Source organism: Pseudomonas sp. R76 (assembly GCF_009834565.1).
In the GTDB taxonomy this organism is placed as follows: Bacteria; Pseudomonadota; Gammaproteobacteria; order Pseudomonadales; family Pseudomonadaceae; genus Aquipseudomonas.
Map to the genome: position 1 here is coordinate 6725087 of NZ_CP019428.1, position 18427 is coordinate 6743513.

General features: G+C 61.4%; 22 protein-coding genes. 11 read left to right on the plus strand and 11 right to left on the minus strand.

The genetic code is table 11. From position 1 onward, the window contains the following. Positions 1 to 159 precede the first annotated feature (159 nt). Positions 160 to 645, plus strand: a complete 486-nt coding sequence (locus PspR76_RS30520) for an acyl-CoA thioesterase (RefSeq protein ID WP_003213461.1) — start codon at positions 160 to 162, stop codon at positions 643 to 645. A 130-nt stretch (positions 646 to 775) separates the two neighbouring features. Here the strand turns inward: PspR76_RS30520 and pdxY are convergent, their stop codons facing one another. Continuing rightward, on the minus strand, positions 776 to 1648 hold the full coding sequence (pdxY, locus tag PspR76_RS30525) for a pyridoxal kinase PdxY (protein WP_159961161.1): 873 nt from the start codon (positions 1646 to 1648) through the stop codon (positions 776 to 778). Positions 1649 to 1765: 117 nt separating this feature from the next. Between pdxY and PspR76_RS30530 the strand changes: the two genes are divergently transcribed. Then, positions 1766 to 2161 (plus strand): DUF3301 domain-containing protein, encoded by a 396-nt coding sequence (locus PspR76_RS30530; protein ID WP_083356039.1) that lies wholly within the window; start codon positions 1766 to 1768, stop codon positions 2159 to 2161. Here PspR76_RS30530 and PspR76_RS30535 read toward each other — a convergent pair. Genes PspR76_RS30535 through dksA form a run of 4 tightly spaced genes read right to left on the minus strand, consistent with a single transcriptional unit; the run spans position 2155 to position 5443 of the window. After that, positions 2155 to 3117, minus strand: coding sequence for a CobW family GTP-binding protein (locus PspR76_RS30535; protein WP_159961163.1), 963 nt, complete (start codon positions 3115 to 3117; stop codon positions 2155 to 2157). The genes PspR76_RS30530 and PspR76_RS30535 overlap by 7 nt on opposite strands. Positions 3118 to 3161: 44 nt before the next feature. Continuing rightward, entirely contained in the window at positions 3162 to 3806 is a 645-nt protein-coding gene (locus PspR76_RS30540; RefSeq protein WP_159961165.1) for a DUF1826 domain-containing protein, read from the minus strand. Beyond that, positions 3806 to 5011: a zinc metallochaperone GTPase ZigA gene (zigA, locus tag PspR76_RS30545; protein WP_159961167.1), complete on the minus strand. Its 1206-nt coding sequence runs from the start codon at positions 5009 to 5011 to the stop codon at positions 3806 to 3808. Before zigA ends, PspR76_RS30540 begins: the two co-directional genes overlap by 1 nt. A gap of 27 nt (positions 5012 to 5038) precedes the next feature. Continuing rightward, on the minus strand, positions 5039 to 5443 hold the full coding sequence (gene dksA / locus PspR76_RS30550; RefSeq protein WP_159961168.1) for an RNA polymerase-binding protein DksA: 405 nt from the start codon (positions 5441 to 5443) through the stop codon (positions 5039 to 5041). A gap of 126 nt (positions 5444 to 5569) precedes the next feature. On the opposite strand from dksA, the gene PspR76_RS30555 reads away from it, so the two are divergent. Beyond that, complete coding sequence (locus PspR76_RS30555; RefSeq protein WP_159961170.1) at positions 5570 to 5938, plus strand: glutamine synthetase; 369 nt, start codon at positions 5570 to 5572, stop codon at positions 5936 to 5938. Here PspR76_RS30555 and PspR76_RS30560 read toward each other — a convergent pair. Then, complete coding sequence (locus PspR76_RS30560; RefSeq protein ID WP_159961172.1) at positions 5935 to 7146, minus strand: N-acetylmuramoyl-L-alanine amidase; 1212 nt, start codon at positions 7144 to 7146, stop codon at positions 5935 to 5937. The two genes, PspR76_RS30555 and PspR76_RS30560, sit on opposite strands and share 4 nt — an antisense overlap. 128 nt (positions 7147 to 7274) lie before the next feature. Here PspR76_RS30560 and folE2 point away from each other — a divergent pair, with 128 nt between their 5' ends. Genes folE2 through PspR76_RS30595 form a run of 7 tightly spaced genes read left to right on the plus strand, consistent with a single transcriptional unit; the run spans position 7275 to position 12900 of the window. Then, on the plus strand, positions 7275 to 8171 hold the full coding sequence (gene folE2 / locus PspR76_RS30565; protein ID WP_159961174.1) for a GTP cyclohydrolase FolE2: 897 nt from the start codon (positions 7275 to 7277) through the stop codon (positions 8169 to 8171). Then, positions 8168 to 8836, plus strand: a complete 669-nt coding sequence (locus PspR76_RS30570; protein ID WP_159961176.1) for a metal ABC transporter ATP-binding protein — start codon at positions 8168 to 8170, stop codon at positions 8834 to 8836. Before folE2 ends, PspR76_RS30570 begins: the two co-directional genes overlap by 4 nt. Continuing rightward, a complete protein-coding gene (locus PspR76_RS30575) occupies positions 8836 to 9702 on the plus strand; it encodes a metal ABC transporter permease (protein ID WP_159961178.1) in 867 nt (288 codons plus the stop codon). The genes PspR76_RS30570 and PspR76_RS30575 overlap by 1 nt, the downstream gene beginning before the upstream one ends. A gap of 11 nt (positions 9703 to 9713) precedes the next feature. Continuing rightward, positions 9714 to 10592, plus strand: a complete 879-nt coding sequence (locus PspR76_RS30580) for a metal ABC transporter substrate-binding protein (protein ID WP_159961180.1) — start codon at positions 9714 to 9716, stop codon at positions 10590 to 10592. After that, positions 10589 to 11002, plus strand: coding sequence for a phosphoribosyl-AMP cyclohydrolase (gene hisI / locus PspR76_RS30585; RefSeq protein ID WP_159961182.1), 414 nt, complete (start codon positions 10589 to 10591; stop codon positions 11000 to 11002). Before PspR76_RS30580 ends, hisI begins: the two co-directional genes overlap by 4 nt. After that, positions 10999 to 11559: a gamma carbonic anhydrase family protein gene (locus PspR76_RS30590; protein WP_159961184.1), complete on the plus strand. Its 561-nt coding sequence runs from the start codon at positions 10999 to 11001 to the stop codon at positions 11557 to 11559. The genes hisI and PspR76_RS30590 overlap by 4 nt, the downstream gene beginning before the upstream one ends. A 3-nt stretch (positions 11560 to 11562) precedes the next feature. Continuing rightward, on the plus strand, positions 11563 to 12900 hold the full coding sequence (locus PspR76_RS30595) for a dihydroorotase (protein WP_159961186.1): 1338 nt from the start codon (positions 11563 to 11565) through the stop codon (positions 12898 to 12900). Here the strand turns inward: PspR76_RS30595 and PspR76_RS30600 are convergent. After that, on the minus strand, positions 12897 to 13418 hold the full coding sequence (locus PspR76_RS30600; protein ID WP_159961188.1) for a DUF3617 domain-containing protein: 522 nt from the start codon (positions 13416 to 13418) through the stop codon (positions 12897 to 12899). The two genes, PspR76_RS30595 and PspR76_RS30600, sit on opposite strands and share 4 nt — an antisense overlap. Before the next feature lie 130 nt (positions 13419 to 13548). Between PspR76_RS30600 and cls the strand changes: the two genes are divergently transcribed. Then, positions 13549 to 14988 carry a cardiolipin synthase gene (gene cls / locus PspR76_RS30605; RefSeq protein ID WP_159961190.1) on the plus strand — a complete coding sequence of 480 codons (1440 nt, stop codon included), beginning with the start codon at positions 13549 to 13551 and terminating at the stop codon, positions 14986 to 14988. 135 nt (positions 14989 to 15123) lie between these two features. Here the strand turns inward: cls and cfaB are convergent, their stop codons facing one another. The 4 genes from cfaB to bufA2 form a co-directional block, all read right to left on the minus strand. Continuing rightward, a complete protein-coding gene (gene cfaB, locus PspR76_RS30610; protein ID WP_159961192.1) occupies positions 15124 to 16308 on the minus strand; it encodes a C17 cyclopropane fatty acid synthase CfaB in 1185 nt (394 codons plus the stop codon). A gap of 87 nt (positions 16309 to 16395) precedes the next feature. Continuing rightward, positions 16396 to 17184 (minus strand): HvfC/BufC N-terminal domain-containing protein, encoded by a 789-nt coding sequence (locus tag PspR76_RS30615; protein ID WP_159961194.1) that lies wholly within the window; start codon positions 17182 to 17184, stop codon positions 16396 to 16398. After that, positions 17175 to 18020 carry an MNIO family bufferin maturase gene (bufB, locus tag PspR76_RS30620; RefSeq protein WP_159961196.1) on the minus strand — a complete coding sequence of 282 codons (846 nt, stop codon included), beginning with the start codon at positions 18018 to 18020 and terminating at the stop codon, positions 17175 to 17177. The genes PspR76_RS30615 and bufB overlap by 10 nt, the downstream gene beginning before the upstream one ends. 67 nt (positions 18021 to 18087) lie before the next feature. Then, the gene (gene bufA2, locus PspR76_RS30625) at positions 18088 to 18342 is read right to left on the minus strand and encodes a BufA2 family periplasmic bufferin-type metallophore (RefSeq protein ID WP_159961198.1); all 255 of its coding nucleotides are present in this window, start codon (positions 18340 to 18342) and stop codon (positions 18088 to 18090) included. Positions 18343 to 18427 lie beyond the last annotated feature (85 nt).

The following is an 18427-nucleotide window of genomic DNA, read 5'->3' on the forward strand; positions in this document are numbered from 1 at the left end:
CGCGACTTCCGGCAGAAAGCCGGTGCAATATATGGAAACAGATCGGTGCAGGCGTGACGGCAAGCCGCCCACCGGCGTCCCGTTAGGGAGAGCGCTGTAAAGATTCCAGCACCCGCAGAGGTGCCTCCCCAACCGATGCCTACAACCCGTGAGTGTGCTATGGAACCCGGAAACGCCCAGCTGTCGATGACGGTATTGATGACCCCTGACATGGCCAACTTCTCAGGCAATGTGCATGGCGGCACCCTGCTCAAGTACCTCGACGAAGTGGCCTACGCCTGTGCGAGCCGTTATGCCGGTCGCTATGTGGTGACGCTGTCGGTCGACCAGGTGATTTTCCGCGAGCCGATCCATGTCGGCGAGCTGGTGACCTTCCTCGCTTCGGTCAACTACACCGGCAACACCTCGATGGAAGTGGGCATCAAGGTGGTGACCGAGAACATCCGCGAACGCTCGGTGCGCCATACCAACAGCTGCTTCTTCACCATGGTGGCCGTGGACGACCAGCGCAAACCCGCCGCCGTACCGCCGCTGCAGCCGCAGAACAGCGAAGACAAGCGCCGGTTTGTGCAGGCCCAGCAGCGTCGGCAGATTCGCCAGGAGCTGGAAAAGCGCTACCAGGAAATCAAGGCAGACGGGCCGTAAACCCCAAGCTGTAAACCCAATCAAATGTGGGAGCTGGCTTGCCTGCGATAGCGGAGTGTCAGGCGACAGAGATGTCGACTGTCAGGCCCTCATCGCAGGCAAGCCAGCTCCCACATTGGGTTTTGTAGGCTTATAGTTCGATCGGCGTGGCCTCAAAGCGCACGCGCGGATGGGCGATACGATCCTGAGCCCGCACCAGCTCCAGCTCGTAACTGGCGCAGGCCTGGGTCTCCAGCAGCACTTCATGCACCGCCGCCGCCGTAAATTCGAACGCCGCCACCAGGCTGTCGCCCAACAGTACCCGCGCCAGGAACAGCCCTGATGTCAGGTCGCCCACGCCCACCGGCTGACGTGGGAACGCCAGCAGCGGGCGGCGCAGGTGCCAGCTGCCTTCGGCGGTGACCAGCAACATCTCAAAGCCATCCGGCAGCTTGCCGGGATAATCCAGGTGCTTGACCAAAACCGCCTTCGGCCCACGGGCCAGCAGCGCCTTGGCCATGCCCAGGCAATCGAACAGCGACTGCGGCTTGCGCCCGGCAAAGCTGTCCAGCTCCAGTTGGTTGGGGCAGAGGAAATCCGCCATTGCCGCCGCCTCATCCAGCAGGAAATCGCTGACTTCCTGGGGCACGATGCAGCCCTTTTCCGGGTGGCCCATCACCGGGTCGCACAGGTACAGGGCCTTGGGGTTGATCGCCTTGATCCGCGCCACGCCGGTCAAAATCGCACGGCCCTGGTCGGCACTGCCGAGGTAGCCGGACAGCACCGCATCGCAGTTGCCCAGCTCACCAATCGCGGCAATGCCTTCCACCAGCGCCGGAATTTGCTGCGGCGCCAACACTTCGCCCGCCCACTGGCCATACTGAGTGTGGTTGGAAAACTGCACCGTATTCAGCGGCCAGACGTTCACCCCGACCCGCTGCATGGGGAACACAGCGGCGCTGTTTCCGGCGTGGCCAAAGACCACATGAGACTGGATCGCAAGCAGATGAGGTGTGCGTTTCATGCAGGAGATTTCCGTAAAGCCGTTGAAATTCTGGCCGCGCAGTATGCGACTAAACACAGCCTATACGACAGACCGGCGACACAGTTAAGCTGCTCTCACTTTGTTGGAGTTCATCGCATGCTGACCCTGGGAAACATCTTCGTGTTGATGCTGCTGGCGACCGGTGCCGCCTGGGTGTGGCACAACCACGGCCTGCGCGAGCGGGCGCTGGAGCGGGTCAAGCAGCATTGCGCCAAGCTTGATATCGAACTGCTCGATGGCGCGGTGGCGTTGAAGCGCATCGGTTTCGTGAAGGATGCCAATGGCCGGCGGCGCCTGGCACGCATTTATAACTTTGAGTTCACCGTGACCGGCGAAGCCCGCCATCCGGGGACCATCACCCAGTTTGGCGCCCACAGCGCGCAAATCGAGCTGGCGCCCTACCCGTTCGAGATCAAGACGCCGCTGCCCAGCGCTGAGGTGATCGAGCTAAGCCAGTGGCGCCAGGACCACGCGAGCAAGAACCGTCACTGACGGCAGGCGGCGAGTGAGCTTTGCAATTCAGCCACGTCCTGTGGCTGGCTGAAGATCAATTCAATACGTGAATCACGGCGCCATTCGCTGGGTTGCCAGGCGAGCGGGCTGTTATCCACAGCGTTGGCGCTGGCCCAGCCTGCGGTGCTGTGGATAACCAGCTTGGCGCGGCGCCATTCAAGGCGTGTCAGCCAGCTTTGCAGGCGCGTTGTATCGAATTGCTGGCTTGGGTGCCAGCGCCAGCCGATGCTCCAGCCACCTTCTTGAACCTGGCTGAGGCAGATTGGCACGGCCGGATCGGTCCAGATTGCCGGCATCTGCGCCACGCCTTTGGGCACATCGAAGTTATCCACAGCAGCACGGCCTCGCGCATTCAGGTCGGGCAATTGGTCGAGCGGCAGCTGCGCCTGGCGCGTCCAATAGAGCGGGCAGTCGGGTAGCTGCTGTTCGATAGCCTGGCGTTGCGCGGCATCCAGCGTCTCATCCTTGTTCAATACCAGCAGCCCGGCGCTGGCCAGGGTTTCACGTTGCGCCTCTGGCAAGGGTTTACCCGCTGCCAGCGCCTGGGCATCGATCACCAGCACGCACGGCTGAACCGCCAGCACGTCTTGCCACGGCGCCTGCCGCAGTTGCTTGAGCAATTGCGCCGGGTGGCCCAGACCGGAGGGCTCGATAAACAACCGGTCCGGCTTGGCCTTACGCAACAAGCGGCCCAGGCCTACCTGGAAGGGTGCGCCATTCACACAACACAAACAGCCGCCGGCCACCTCGCCCAGGGCAATGCCGTCGTCATCCTGGGTGAGCAAGGCCGCGTCCAGGCCGATCTGCCCGAACTCGTTGATCAACACCGCCCAACGCTCGTTGGCCGGGCGTTGGGCGAGCAGGTGTTTGATCAGGCTGGTCTTGCCGGCGCCCAAAGGCCCGGCAATCACGTGGGTGGGAATGTTCTGCAGCATCGGGGGCATCATTCAGACCGTGTAAAGCACTAGATCCTACTCGGTTATGCCAGCCAATCCAGCGTCAGGATCAAGCGCCGCTCATCGTTCTTAAGCGCGGGCGAGCGGTGAATCAGGCCGTGGGCTTCGTTGCCATGCCATTTGGTGCCCTTGAGCATGGCCACTTCGCCGCAGAGGATTTGCTCGATGCGCTCGATTGGCTCGGCGTCCGGCTGGCCGAGCGTGCGGCGGTCCATCACGCCTTCGCGCAACCACTGACTGCCGATGCCGGCGTAGGTGGTGATCAGACGAACCGGCACGTGGTCGACGTGAAAACGCGGGCACATGGCCTTGTCCAGCAGCCGCAAGCGCACACCAATGCGCCTTGCACCGAGTAAACAGGCAAATGCGCTGACCAGCCATGAAACATCGGCGACAAAGCCGTCGTAGCCTTCAAGATCGCGGCAACTGGATGCCAAACCCTGCAAGTTCGGTGTTGTGTCTTCGTCGTTGAGTTCAATCACCATGGAGTCGGCGAGCGGCTCGTCAAGCGCCACCAGCAAGGCACCAAATTCGGCGATGTGCAGCGGCAGTTGGCGCTGCCAGACCGCCAAATTCACACCGTCCTCAAGGATGTCAGCCAGTGCCAGCGGGGTTTCACCACGTGTCTGGCGTATCACAGGACGCAACGAGATAACCGGGGCCAGCATCAGGCTACCTGCTCGAACCAAGGGCCAAACGGGTCAGCCAACTGGCGCCAACCTTCGACGCCCAGGGCCATTTCTTCGTCGGTGAGCAAGCAAGAGTCCAGCTCGGCGCGCATCTGGCTGAAGTCGATATTTTGCCCGATAAACACCAGTTCCTGGCGGCAGTCACCCGTGCTCAGCTGCCAGTTGCCCATGATTGCCGCCACACTTTCTTCATCCTGCGGCCACTGGCTTTTCGGCACAAAACGCCACCAGCGCCCGGCAAAACCATGGCGCATCAGCCCGCCCGCCTGGGACCAACTGCCCGCATCTTGATGCTTGCTGGCCAGCCAGAAAAAGCCTTTGGAGCGCAGCAGTTTGCCGTTTACCCACGGGCGGTCGATGAAGTCGAAAAAACGCTGTGGATGAAACGGGCGGCGCGCGCGGTAAGCCGTGGAAGCGATGCCGTACTCTTCGGTTTCCGGCACATGTTCTCCGCGCAGTTCCTGCAACCAGCCCGGCGCCTGGGCCGCGCGTTCGAAGTCGAAGCGCCCGGTGTTGAGGATCTTGTTCAGCGGCACTTCGCCCATGACCATCGGGATGATTTCGGCCTGGGCGTTGAGGCGTTCGAGGATCGCCATCAGTTCCTCGCGCTCGCGGCTGCTGATCAGGTCGATTTTGCTGATCAGGATCACGTCGGCAAACTCGATCTGCTCGATCAGCAGATCGGTGATCGAGCGTTCGTCCTCTTCGCCCAGGGTTTCGCCGCGTGAGGCCAGGCTTTCGGCGGCCTGGTAGTCGAGCAGGAAGTTCATGCCGTCGACCACGGTGACCATGGTGTCCAGGCGCGCAATGTCCGCCAGGCTTTGCTCGTTTTCATCGCGAAAGGTGAAGGTTTCGGCCACGGGCAATGGCTCGGAAATGCCGGTGGATTCAATCAACAGGTAATCGAACCGACCTTCCTTGGCGAGTTTACCGACTTCTTCCAGCAAGTCTTCACGCAAGGTGCAGCAGATGCAGCCGTTGCTCATCTCCACCAGTTTTTCTTCGGAGCGGTTGAGGGTGACGTCGCGCTGCACCTCGCTGCCGTCGATGTTGATTTCGCTCATGTCATTGACGATCACCGCCACCCGCAGGTTTTCGCGGTTGCGCAGAACGTAGTTGAGCAGCGTACTTTTGCCGGCGCCGAGAAAGCCGGACAACACGGTAACGGGGAGACGATTGGGCATCAGGTATTCCTCATCAGGGGTGGCCGGTCAAATCGCCCGTTTATGGCGTTCGCGCAGCTCTTCACGTTCTTTGGCTTCGATACTCAGGGTCGCGGTGGGGCGCAGCAGCAGGCGTTTCAGGCCAATTGGGTCGCCGGTTTCACGGCACCAGCCGTATTCGCCGCGGGCCAGCAATTCCAGGGCGTCGTCGATCTTGTCCAACAGCTTCTTTTCGCGCTCCAGCAGGCGCAGTTGCCATTGGCGCTGTTCTTCGGCGCTGCCGACATCGGCGGGGTCGCTGTTGGTTTCCTGCTCACGCAACACCAGGAACTCGGCTTCAATGCGCCCCTGCAGTTCATAGCGCTGGGTCAGCAGCAGCGCGCGGAAGAAACCTTGCTGGGCTTCATTCATGTAATCGGCGGGCGGTTGGGCCAGGAGGTCTTGTTCAGTCATGGAGAGCAGTTCACGGGTCAGGCTGTGTTTTTATGTTATAGTATAACAATGCAAATAAGCCAATCCCCCTTGCTCGCCACGACGAAGGGCGCAATGCTTCAACACGTCCCTATCCCGAGAAGCACTATGAAATACCTGGTGTGCGCCCTGTTATTGGCAGCGGCAGGACCGGCCTGCGCGCAAACGCCGAGCCTGTTGGCGAACTGCACGCGCAGCGCCAACCTGCTGGCCTGCGTGGACCCGTTGGGCAATGCCTACAGCGTGGCGACGGTGGGAAGTACCACCTACTTGCGCGGTTTTGAGGTGATCGGCAAACGCTACTGGGCACAGACCAACAGCCGCTATGGGCAACTGACGTTCTTTACCGGGTTGGCGTCCGATGGTGAGGCGTGGGTCGGCTACACGCGCCGCGTGGGCTGGACCACCATCAACCGGTTTTCCAGTTCCGGTGGCGCCAGCGCCAAGTTCACGTGCAGCCGTGTTACCGGCTGTTAAACCTGGCCGCTCTTCTGCTCTTGAACCCAGGCCATGTAGCTGTTCATCGGCGGGTTCTTCTCGAAGTATTTTTTCAGACCGTCGAACAGGCCATCCGCCACCGCCTGCTGATGACGCGCCGTCACCAGCCGTTGGGCGTCCTGGGTATTGGAGATAAACCCGGTCTCGACCAGGATCGACGGCACGTCCGGTGACTTGAGCACCGCAAAACCCGCTTGCTCTACACGCTTCTGGTGCAGCGTGGTGATGCTTTGCAGGCTGCCCAGCACCGAGCTGCCCAGTTGCAGGCTGGAGGCGATGGTGGCGTTCATCGACATATCGAGAATCACCCCGGCCAGCATAGGGTCCTTGTCCTTGAGATTGAGCAAGGTGGTGGCGCCCAGCAGGTCGGCGCCGTTTTCGCGCTGCGCCATGAAACGCGCGGTGGCGGACGTCGCGCCGCCTTCCGACAGCGCGTACACCGAGGCGCCCGACGCCGTGAGCCTTGGCGCGGCATCGGCGTGCACTGAGATAAACATGTCGGCCTTGTGCTGACGGGCAATGTCCACGCGCTTGCGCAGCGGCACGAAGAAATCGTCGTTGCGCACCAGTTTCACGTCGAAGCCCTTCTCGCGCTTCAAACGTTTGGCCAACAGTTGGGCAATGGACAACACCACGTCTTTTTCGCGCTGGCCCTTGGAGCCAATCGCGCCCGGGTCTTTGCCGCCGTGGCCGGGGTCGACCACCACAATGATGTCGCGCTTGGGATGCGCCTTGTCCACCGGCACCACCAAGGGCGGCGGCTCAGCGGCGATTTGGCGCGGGGCGCGGGTGGCGCTGCTCAGGTCGAGCACCAAGCGATGGCCCTGGCCATCCTGCGGCGGCAACAAGAAGCTGTTCAGCTGCATCGGCGCAGTCAGGTCCAGCACGATACGCGTATCACTTTTACCGAAATGCCCGGAGCGAATCGAAGTAATCCCGCTGTTCTTCAACGCCAATTGGGAAAAGTCACCCGTGAGCCCGGCGCCGCTCAAGTCGATGATCAAGCGATCCGGCGAGGTCAGGGAAAAGGTCTTGTACTGCACCGGGCCGCTGAGATCGAACACCAGCCGCAGTTTGTCATCGGAGCGCCACAGGCGCGCATTGCGAATTTGTGTGGCGAACGCCCCCAATGGAAAGGTGAACAGAGGGCTGACCAGCAGCAGGTTGAGTAGCTGACGTCTGTGCATGACATATACCGCAAATAGAGGAGCGTCCCTGCTCGACATGACTGAAGAAAGGCTGGAGCAGAAAAATCATCGTCGACTCAATAGTTATAATATAACATGTCTTTTTATTTCCAACGATGGACCTGCTCATGAATGCGCTGACTCTGCCGGATATCGCCGCGCAGGCTTCACGCCAAGCCTTGCCCCTCGACTGGGTAGGCATGTGCGGTATCGCCTTGCCGATCCTCATCGACGGCCAACGCCTGACCGCCACCGCCGATGCGGGCGTCAGCCTGGACGACGGCGAGGCGCGTGGCATTCATATGTCACGCCTGTACCTGGCCCTGGAAATGCTCGACCAACAGCCGCTGACGCCTGCGCTTCTGCGTACTCTACTTGAGCGCTTTCTTGAGAGTCATGAAGGTTTATCTAAGAACGCCTACTTGCGAATCCACACTGATTTGCTGTTAAAACGCCCGGCGTTGGTCAGCCCATTGGCCGGTTGGAAAGGCTACCCGGTGTGCATCGAAGCGCGTCTGGAAAACCAGATGTTCCACGTGGAACTAAAAATTGACGTTACCTATTCCTCAACCTGCCCCTGCTCCGCTGCGCTCGCCAGGCAATTGATTCAGCAGCAATTTCTCGAAGATTTCACTAACACGCCGCTGCAGCATGAAGACGTGCTGACCTGGCTCGGCAGCGCCAACGGCATCGTCGCCACGCCCCACAGCCAACGCAGCAGTGCTCAGCTCTGCATCCAGCTGGACGCCAACCAGTCCACTTTGCCGATCACCAACCTGATCGACGACGTCGAAGCCGCCCTCGGCACTGCCGTGCAAACCGCTGTGAAACGTGCGGACGAACAAGCCTTCGCCCTGGCCAACGGGCAGAACCTGATGTTCTGCGAAGACGCCGCCCGCCGCCTCAACCTCGCCTTGAAACGCTCGGATGCCGTCAAAGCCTTCCACCTGAAAGTGATCCACGCCGAAAGCCTGCACGCGCACGATGCCGTGGCTGAAAGCCGCTGGACGAGAGACTCTGAATGATCAGCTGTAACGCTCTGCGTTGGGGTGCACCGGGGCAACCGCTCACCCCGGCGCTGGATTTGACCCTGGAAAAAGGCAGCCTCACCGGCATCATCGGCGCCAACGGCACCGGCAAAAGCAGCCTGCTCAAAGTGATCGCCGGCTTGCAAAAGCCGCTGGCGGGCAAGGTCAGTGTGGATGTTCCACGCCGTGGCGGCCTGTCGTTCCTGCCCCAGCAACAACACCTCGACAGACAGTTTCCGATCAGCCTGCAAGCGTTGGTCGCCGCCGGTTTCTGGGGCACCCAGCTCACCCCGCCACAACGCAGCGAACGCCTGCAAGCCGTGCTGGAAGATTGGTGCCTCAGCGGCCTCGAACATCGCCCGCTGATGGCCTTGTCCGGCGGCGAACTGCAGCGCGCCCTGCTCGCGCGCATGAGCCTGGCCGAAGCGCCGGTGTTATTGCTCGACGAGCCCCACGCCGCCCTCGACGAAGAAGGCCAGGCGCTGTGCTGGAAACACATCCACGCCTGGCACGATCAAGGCCGCACGCTGATCGTCGTCTGCCATGACCTGGCGTCCGTGCGCCACCACACCCAGAACGTGGTGCAGATAAAAAGCACCGGCTGCGTGTTCGGGCCCAGCAAAGAACTGATCCGTCCCCAAGCCCACATGCAGGTGGCCTGATGCACTTCGCCGCGCACTTGTGGATGCCCTTCCTCGACTTCGTTTTCATGCGCCGCGCACTCATCGGCGGGCTGGTGCTCGCCTGCAGCACCGCGCCGCTGGGTGTGTTCCTGATCCTGCGGCGCATGAGCCTGATCGGTGACGCCGTGGCCCACGGCATCCTGCCCGGTGCTGCATTGGGCTTCTGGTTTGCCGGGCTCAGCCTGCCCGCGCTGACCATCGGCGGCCTCGGCGCCGGCCTGAGCATGGCCGGTTTATCCGCATGGATCACCCGCCGCACCGGCCTGCGCGAAGACGCCAGCCTCGCCGCCATCTACCCCATTTCCCTTGCCGCCGGCGTGCTGATCCTCGGCATCGCCGGCAAGCGCCTGGACCTTTTGCACTTGCTGTTCGGCTCAGCGCTGGCCGTGGACGAAACCACCCTCACCGGCATGCTCTGGGTCTCCGGCTTCAGCTTGATCGCCATGGCGCTGATCTACAAACCGCTGTTGCTGGACACCCTCGACCCGCTGTTCCTGCAAACCGTCAGCCGCCTCGGCCCGCTCGCTCATGGGTTATTCCTGACGCTGGTGGTGCTGAACCTGGTGATCGGCTTCCAGGCCATCGGCGCGTTGATGGTGGTGGGTTTGATGATGTTGCCGGCGATTGCTTCACGGTTCTGGAGCCGGCGCCTGCCGGTGTTGATTGCGGTGTCGGCGGTGCTGGGATGCCTGTCGGTGTGGTTCGGTTTATTGCTGTCGTTCTACTACTCACTGCCCAGCGGCCCGGCCATCGTGCTGGTGGCTGGCGGCGGGTATTTGCTTTCCGTGGTCTTCGGTCCGGTGCACGGCTTGCTGCGCCGCCCGCCCTCTCTTACATCCCAATGAGGTGTTTCCCGATGCGCGCTCTACTCGTGCTGTTCAGCCTGCTGCTGCCGTTGTCGATGGCTCAGGCCGCCGACAAACTCCAGGTGGTAACCAGCTTCAGTATTCTCGATGACATCACCCACCAAATAGGTGGCGATCACATCCAGATCAGCAATATGGTCGGCCCGGACGCCGACGCCCACACCTACGAACCCACGCCGGACGACGCCAAGGCGCTGCTCAAGGCCCGGGTCATCATCAAGAACGGCCTGGGCTTCGAGCCCTGGTTGGACCGCCTGGTGACCAGCACCGAAACCAAGGCCACGGTGGTGACCGCCAGCAAAGGCGTGATCTCCCACACCATGGAAGAAGACGGCGAAACCATTCCCGACCCGCACGCCTGGCATAACCTGGCCAACGCCGAAATCTACGTCAACAACATCACCAAGGCGCTGATTGCCGCAGACCCGGCCAACAAAGCCGACTACCAGCGCAACAGCCAAACCTACCTGAAAGAAATCTACCGCCTGCTGGCCGAAGCCAAGGCCAAGTTCGGCGCGCTGCCACCGGGTAACCGTCGCATCGTCACGTCCCATGACGCCTTCGGTTACCTCGGCCAGGCCTATGGCATCCAGTTTCTGGCGCCCCAAGGCCTGTCGACTGAGCGCGAACCGTCTGCCGCCGAAGTCGCCGCGCTGATCACCCAGATCCGCAAAGACAAGGTCAAAGCCGTGTTCATGGAAAACATCAAGGATTCGCGCCTGCTCAAGCAGATTGCTGACGAAAGCGGCGCGCAAATCGGCGGCACCTTGTACTCCGACGCCCTCGCCGCCGAAGGCCCGGCCAGCACCTTCACCGGGCTGTTCGAATACAACCTCAACACCCTGTGCGCCGCCCTGAGCAAGCCATGACCCTGAGCATGCTCGACCTGGAAGGGGCTGCCCTCGGCAGCCGCTTTCCACTCGAACCCGTGCTCGACGCCCTGCCGTGGAACCGCGACGGCCTGATTGCCGCCATCGCCCAGCAACACGGCAGCGGCGAGGTGTTGATGCTGGCCTGGATGAACCGCCAGGCCCTCAATGAAACCCTGGCCACCGGCCAAGTCTGCTACTGGTCGCGCTCGCGCCAACAGCTGTGGCGCAAAGGTGAAAGCTCCGGCCACTGGCAGCAGTTGGTCGAAGCGCGGCTCGATTGCGACGGCGACGCAGTGCTGCTGATCGTCGACCAGCAAGGCCCGGCCTGCCACACCGGTCGGCCCACCTGTTTCTACAACGCCATCGATGGCGCCTACGTTCATGTCATTACGGAGCCCGCTGCATGATCCGCAAAAACCCTTCCGGCGATCTGCCGGTGATTGCCGAATCGGCCTACGTCGATAAAACCGCAATCATCTGCGGCAAGGTCATCATCGGCGAGAACGTATTCGTCGGCCCCTACGCCGTGATCCGCGCCGACGAAGTCGACGCCACCGGCGACATGGACCCGATCACCATCGGCGCCAACTCGAACATTCAGGACGGCGTGGTCATCCACTCCAAGTCCGGCGCGGCGGTGAACATCGGCGAGTTCACCTCCATCGCCCACCGTTCCATCGTCCACGGCCCCTGCACCGTCGGCGACCGTGTGTTCATCGGCTTCAACAGCGTGCTGTTCAACTGCGCCGTCGGCGATGGCTGCGTGGTGCGCCACAACTCGGTGGTGGATGGCCGCGACCTGCCCGCCGCGTTCTATGTGCCCTCCACCACCCGCATCGGGCCGAACACTGACCTGTCGCAATTCCCGCCGGTGAGTGTCAGCGCCTCGGAGTTCTCCGAAGACGTGGCGCGCACCAACGTCGATTTGGTGCGTGGCTACAAAGCCTTGCAAAACGAGTTCTGAACCATGAGCCGCCTGCTGATTCGCAATGCCCGCCTGGTCAATGAAGGCCAGGAGTTTGACGCCGATGTACTGGTCGCCAATGGCCGTATCGAGAAGATCGCCGCCAGCCTCGAAGGCTACAACGAACCGGTGGAAATTGACGCACAAGGTCAGTGGCTGCTGCCGGGCATGATCGATGACCAGGTGCATTTCCGCGAACCCGGCGCGCCCGACAAAGGCAGCTTCTACAGCGAATCCCGTGCGGCAGTGGCCGGTGGCATCACCAGCTTCATGGACATGCCCAACACCCATCCCGCCACCTTGAACCTGGAAGCCCTGGCTGATAAAAAGCGCCGCGCCGCGTTGCACTCGGTGGCCAACTACGGCTTTCACTTTGGCGTGAGCAACGACAACCTCGACACCGTCGCCGCCCTCGACCCGCGCGAAGTGGCCGGGGTGAAAGTGTTCATGGGCGCCTCCACCGGCAACATGCTAGTGGATGACCCACGGATTCTGGAGCGACTGTTTGCCGAAGTGCCGACCATTCTGCTCGCTCACTGCGAACACACACCGAGCATCCTGGCCAACGAACAGCGTCTGCGTGAGCGCTTTGGCGACAATATCCCTGCCGTTGCCCATCCGCTGATTCGCGATGCCGAAGCCTGCTATCGCTCGTCGTCGTTTGCAGTGGAGCTGGCCAAGCGTCACGGCACGCGCCTGCATGTGCTGCACCTGACCAGCGCCCGCGAGCTGGCCTTATTCGAAGACAAACCCCTGGCCGAAAAACGCATCACCGCCGAGGTCTGCCTGCACCACTTGCTGTTCGATGACCGCGACTATCACCGCCTCGGCCACCAGATCAAATGCAACCCGGCGATCAAGACCCGCGCCGACCGCGACGCGCTGCGCCTGGCCTTGCTGAGTGAGCGTCTGGATGTGATTGGCACTGATCATGCGCCGCATACCTGGGCGCAAAAACAGTTGGGGTACCGCGAAGCGCCCTCCGGCCTGCCGCTGGTGCAGCACGCGTTGCCGGCGTTGTTGGAGTTGGTGATCGACGGGCATCTGCCGCTGACCACGCTGGTGGCTAAAACCAGCCACCGTGTTGCTGACCTGTTCGCCATCCCGGACCGCGGCTACCTACGCGAAGGCTATTGGGCAGACCTGGTGCTGATCAAGCCCGAGCCCGAAGGCAAGCCCGTCAACAGCCAGCCGATTCTCGCGCGCTGCGGCTGGACGCCTTTCGCCGAGCGCAGCTTTCGCCACAGCGTCAGCACCACGCTGGTGTCCGGCCACCTGGCGTGGCACAACGGCCAGGTGGTCGACAGCTGCCAGGGGTTGCCTCTGCACTTTTTGCGTTAAGCGCGGGGTTTGACCGTACCGCAATCGTTGCCTAGCCACTGGGCGTGCGTGTCGAGGCTGCCCTTTTGCTGGATGCCGGTGGCATTAAAGGTGCCGTTCACGGTGGTGGTGAATTCCTGCTGGCTCTGGAACGTGGCAACGCCGGTGCCTTGGGCTTTCGGGCAGCTGAAACGGAATTTCCACTGGTTGCCGGTCTTGTCGGTCACTTCCTGTTTGCAGCCCGACTGCGGGTCAGTCAGGGGAATGGAATCCGACGCGACTTGGGCGGGCGTCAGGCAAACCTGCACGCCTTTGCCGGCCATGGTGATGCCTTGTTTTTCCAGCATGGCGCGCTGTTCAGGTGTCATCTGTTGCTTGAGCTGACCGAGGATCAGCGACAGGTCCGGCAAGTCCTGGTTATCGACTTTCATATTGCTGGTGGTCAATTCCCACAAGCCCGGCGCCAGCATCTGCGCCTGAGCCGCCACGGGCAGCGACAATCCAACAACCATGGCCAAACTGAGCAGACGAGCATTCATCGGGTAACTCCTGGGTAATTGTGGGCGTTAGACGCCGCAAAGGTGTCAGTGTTGCACGGCAAATAAAATAGCGACATTCACTGCGGTTCATGGTCTGTTAGGCACTTGATTGCCTGGAGTTAAGTCATTCATGGATTTTTTTGGCCCGCACCTGCTCGCCTACTTCATTGCCACGCTGCACTTTCTCGGGACTCTGGCCGCGATCCACGCGGTGCTGACGGTCAGGACTGCCCAAGGCTCGATTGCCTGGGCGTTGTCGCTGATGTTCATGCCGTACCTGACGCTGATTCCCTACCTGATTTTCGGCCGCAGTACCTTCGACGCGTACATCCAGGCGCGGCGCCAGGCCAATCAGGAAATGCACACCGCCATCACCGAGCTGAACTGGCGCCCCTGGGTCGAAGAGGCCCTGGCCGCGCGCAACTCCAGCGCCTATGCCTCGCTGCGCGCCATGCCCAAACTGGGGCGCATGCCGTGCCTGGCCAACAATCAAGTGCGCTTGTTGATCAATGGCGACGCCACCTTCAGCGCGATCTTCGAGGCGATTCGCAACGCCAAAACGGCGGTGCTGTTCCAGTTTTTCATCATTCATGACGACGAGCTCGGGAGGCAGTTGCACGCCTTGCTGAAGGAAAAAGCTGCCGAAGGCGTAGACATTCACGTGCTCTACGACCGCATCGGCAGCCACGCCCTGCCCCATCGCTACGTGCAATCGCTGCGTGACGCCGGGGTCAAAGTCAAAGCGTTCGCCACCCGCAGCGGCTGGCTCAATCGGTTCCAGGTCAACTTCCGCAACCACCGCAAAATCGTGGTGGTGGACGGCATAACCGGGTTTGTCGGCGGGCATAACGTCGGCGATGAATACCTGGGCAAAAAACCACCGCTGGCGCCGTGGCGCGATACCCACGTGCAAGTCACCGGCCCGGTGGTGGCGTGCCTGCAGGAATCGTTTGCCGAAGATTGGTTCTGGGCTGCGCGCGAGCTGCCGCCGCTGATCCTGCCGGACGCTTACCCCGAAGACGGCGTGCTCTGCCAATTGCTCGCCAGCGGCCCGGCCGACCCGTACGAAACCTGCTCGCTGTTTTTCGTCGAGGCCATCCACGCGGCGACCGAGCGCGTGTGGATCACCAGCCCATATTTCGTGCCCGATGAGGCGGTGTTCTCCGCCCTGCGCCTGGCGGTTCTGCGTGGCGTAGATGTACGCCTGCTGCTGCCGTCACGGCCCGACCACCGCATTGTGTATGCCGCCTCCAGCCTCTACGCCATCGAAGCGGTGCGCGCCGGGGTGCGGGTGTTCCGCTATAAACCAGGCTTCCTGCATCAGAAAGTGGTGCTGGTCGACAGCGAAATCAGCGCCATCGGCAGTGCGAACATGGACAACCGTTCGTTCCGGCTGAATTTTGAAGTGATGTTGCTGACGGTGGATGAAGCGTTCGCCAGCGAAGTGGAGCAGATGCTGCTGGACGACTTTGCGTTGGCCCATGAAGTCAGCCAGGAAGAAAGCCGCGAGACGCGTCGCCTGCAACAGTTGGGCATGCGGGTTGCGCGGCTTATTTCACCCATCCTCTAACAAACAACACAGAAGCAAATGTGGGAGCTGGCTTGCCTGCGATAGCGGTGCGTCAGTGACCCATAAGGTCCTGATACACCGCCATCGCAGGCAAGCCAGCTCCCACAGTTTTTGATCCCCAGTGTGTTTTGAAGATCAGCGGTAGATATCTTCCCGCGTCCACGGCAGTTCATGACTGCCATCGGCATGCGGTTTCACCGCCAATATCTGGTGCAGGTTGATCCAGCCCCGCGCAAACGCATACGCGCAACCAGCCAGGTACAGCCGCCAGATGCGCAACGCTTGCTCCGGCACCATCTTCGCCGCCGCTTCCAGGTTGTCTTCCAGGCGTTCGCTCCAATGGTCCAGCGTGCGCGCGTAGTGCAGGCGCAGGTTTTCGACGTCGACCACTTCCAGCCCGACCTCACTGATTTCCGCGGTCATCATCGCCAGGTGCGGCAGCTCGCCATTGGGGAACACATACCGCTCGATAAAATCCCCGGCGCCACGGCCCACGGGGCGGCCGTCGGTGTGCTTGGCGGTAATGCCGTGGTTCATCACCAGGCCGCCTTCACGCACCGCGCCAAACAGGGTTTTGCAGTACTGCGCCAGGTTGGCGTGGCCGACGTGTTCAAACATGCCCACGCTCACCACTTTGTCGAAACGGCCGTCTTGAGGCAGGTCGCGGTAGTCGAGCAGTTGCAGGTCCACCTGGCCTTCCAGGCCCTCGGCTTTGACCCGTTCGCGGGCCAGCGCGAGCTGCTCTTTGCTCAGGGTGATACCAAACACCTTGACCCCGAACTCACGCGCGGCAAAACGCGCCAGCCCGCCCCAACCACAGCCAACGTCGAGCAAATACTCACCCGGCTGCAAACGCAACTTGCGGCACAGGTGGCGGAATTTGTCTTGTTGAGCTTGGTCGATGGATTCGCTGCCGGTTTCGAAATAACCGCAGGAGTACGCCATGTCCTGGTCCAGCCATAGCTGGTAGAACTCGTTGGACAGGTCGTAATGGTAGGAAATGGCGGCTGCGTCAGTAGCCTTGTCGTGGATCGAGCGCACCGGACGACTCCCCTCGTCGTCATCGATCAAGGCGTGACTCAGCTCGTCACACACCCGGATCACTTCGGTGATGGAGCCTTCCAGCTCCAATTTGCCCTCGACGAAGGCTTCGTCCAATGAGTCGAGCGTTGGATGGGTCAGGCTGGAGACGACCGTGGGGTCCTTCACCACAATGGTCACACTGGGCTCGGGGCCCAAGTTGAATTCATGGCCGTCCCAGAGTCGAAGACGCAGCGGTAGCTTGAGATTCTGTAAGGCCGGTGGAAGTTGCGCGAGCATGAGTAATCCCCCCTTGTTTCAGACGTCTGGAGTGAGGGTAGACCATCCGAAGACAAAGTAGGAGGCTATCGATTTGATAGCGCTGATCTATGGGGCTCGAAACTCGAGCAAACCGTCTTGGATCCACTGTTTCAGCCACGTAACCGCTTGCAGCGGTGCACCCTCTCCAGTAGTGACTGCCAACTCTGCGCACAGTTCTGAAAAGTTCCAGCCGGTGGTGACCATGCCTGCCAGCGCGCAGGCTTCATCAGGCTCCAGGCTGCGGTAATGGCAGACATTCTGGTGACGCCACACCAGGCAAATCTGCGCCAGTTCCAGTGCGTGGCTGTGGGGGAAGTCCGACTCATCCTTGCTCGCGCGCCAGATCGCCACGCTGTTGAAATGGCAAAGCACCTGCTGCACCGACGGCGCCAGGCTCACCTGCAACCCCGGCCAGTCTTCAGGCGCCAGTTGCGCCATGTCATTGAGGCTCAAAGGCTCACCCTGCGGCGCATCGAAGGCGAGGGTAAACGCCCACTCCAATCGCGCCAGCTCGGCCAGCGGCGCGCTCTGCTCCGCCACCAGATGCTCAACGAGAAATGCCGGGAACCGCTCGCCCAACCAACGCAGGCTGTAATGGGCCGACGGGTATCGCCGTACGTAGGCGTCTGTCAGTAACGCGAATTCGTCGTCACCCAACCAATACCAGATGGCGCTGAAGTCATGGCGCAATACTTCCTGCAGCCGCGAGACATAGGCGTTGTGATAAATCGCCAGGCCCGTGTCCACGTCCAGGGTCGGCCCGCCCAGCAAGGTGGCGGCAAAGCCACTGTTGGCCACCGAGCTTTCGGACAATAGATGCTGTTCAAAGGCCAGCTGCCAATCGATCAGGCGCATAACGCTCTCCTGGCCAACGCGCTGGCGCCCAGCTCACGGGCCTTGCTCAACTCGGTGAGCAACTCTTCGAACGGCGGGAAATGATCATCACGTTCCAACAGCGTCGACACCGGCCCCAACAGCTCCAGCGTCTGTTGATAAAGCGCCCACACCGGGTCACATACCGGGTGGTCATGGGTGTCGACCACGTAGTCGCCGTAATCCATATGCCCGGCCAGGTGCAGTTGGCGGATGCTTTCGGGCGGCAGATTGCGGATAAACGTCCAGGCGTCGAACCCGTGGTTACGCGAGCTGACATACACGTTGTTAACGTCCAGCAACAGCTGGCACCCGGTGAGGTGGGCCAGGGCGTTGAGAAATTCCCACTCGGTGAATTCGTCGGCCTTGGAGCGCACATAACTGGAGACGTTTTCCAGCACCAGCGGGCGCTGCAATACGTCCTGCACTTGGCGTACGCGGCCGGCCACGTGGTAAAGGCTTTCTTCGGTGTAAGGCAGCGGCAGCAAGTCGTGCAGCTGGTGTGCGTTGCCGCGGCTCCAGCACAGATGATCGGAAATCCACGCGGGCTGAATGCGCTCGGCGAGCTGTTTGATGTGTTTCAGGTAATCGGTATCGAGGGCATGCGGCCCACCGATGGACAGGGACACACCGTGCATCACCAAGGGATAGCGCTCGGCTATCGCGTCCAGGTAATACAAGGCTTTACCGCCCTGGACCAGATAATTCTCGGAGATCACTTCGAACCAATCCACGGCCGGCGATTGTTCAAGGATCTGCTGGTAGTACTCACTGCGTAAACCCAGGCCGTAACCCAGACTTGGAAGGGACGCGGACATGACTCACTCCAGGGCAAAGTGTCCGCAGCGGTGGGGGGCTTCCGCTGCGGGTGCACTCGGTTGCCGGTTATTCGCCGACGGTGCCGCCAGCCTTCATGCAGGCATCAGCCGAAGGCTTGGCGAGGAAGCCCTGGCCTTTGCAAGAACCCTGGCCTTTGCACGCATGGTCCTTGGTTTTGCAATCGTTCTGGCCTTTGCAGGCGTTGATGCCGTAGCAGTGCACGGCCGTGTCAGCGGCTTGAGCCTGAGTGACAACACCAGCAAACATGGTAGCGGCGGCCATTGCGAGAGCGGCACCAGCAGCAGCGGATTTGATGTTCATCGTGTATTCCTCATGATCGGTAGTGGAGTCGGTCTGAACGGATTGTTCAGTCTCGACATACCACTAGAGTGAGGTCCCTTATCGG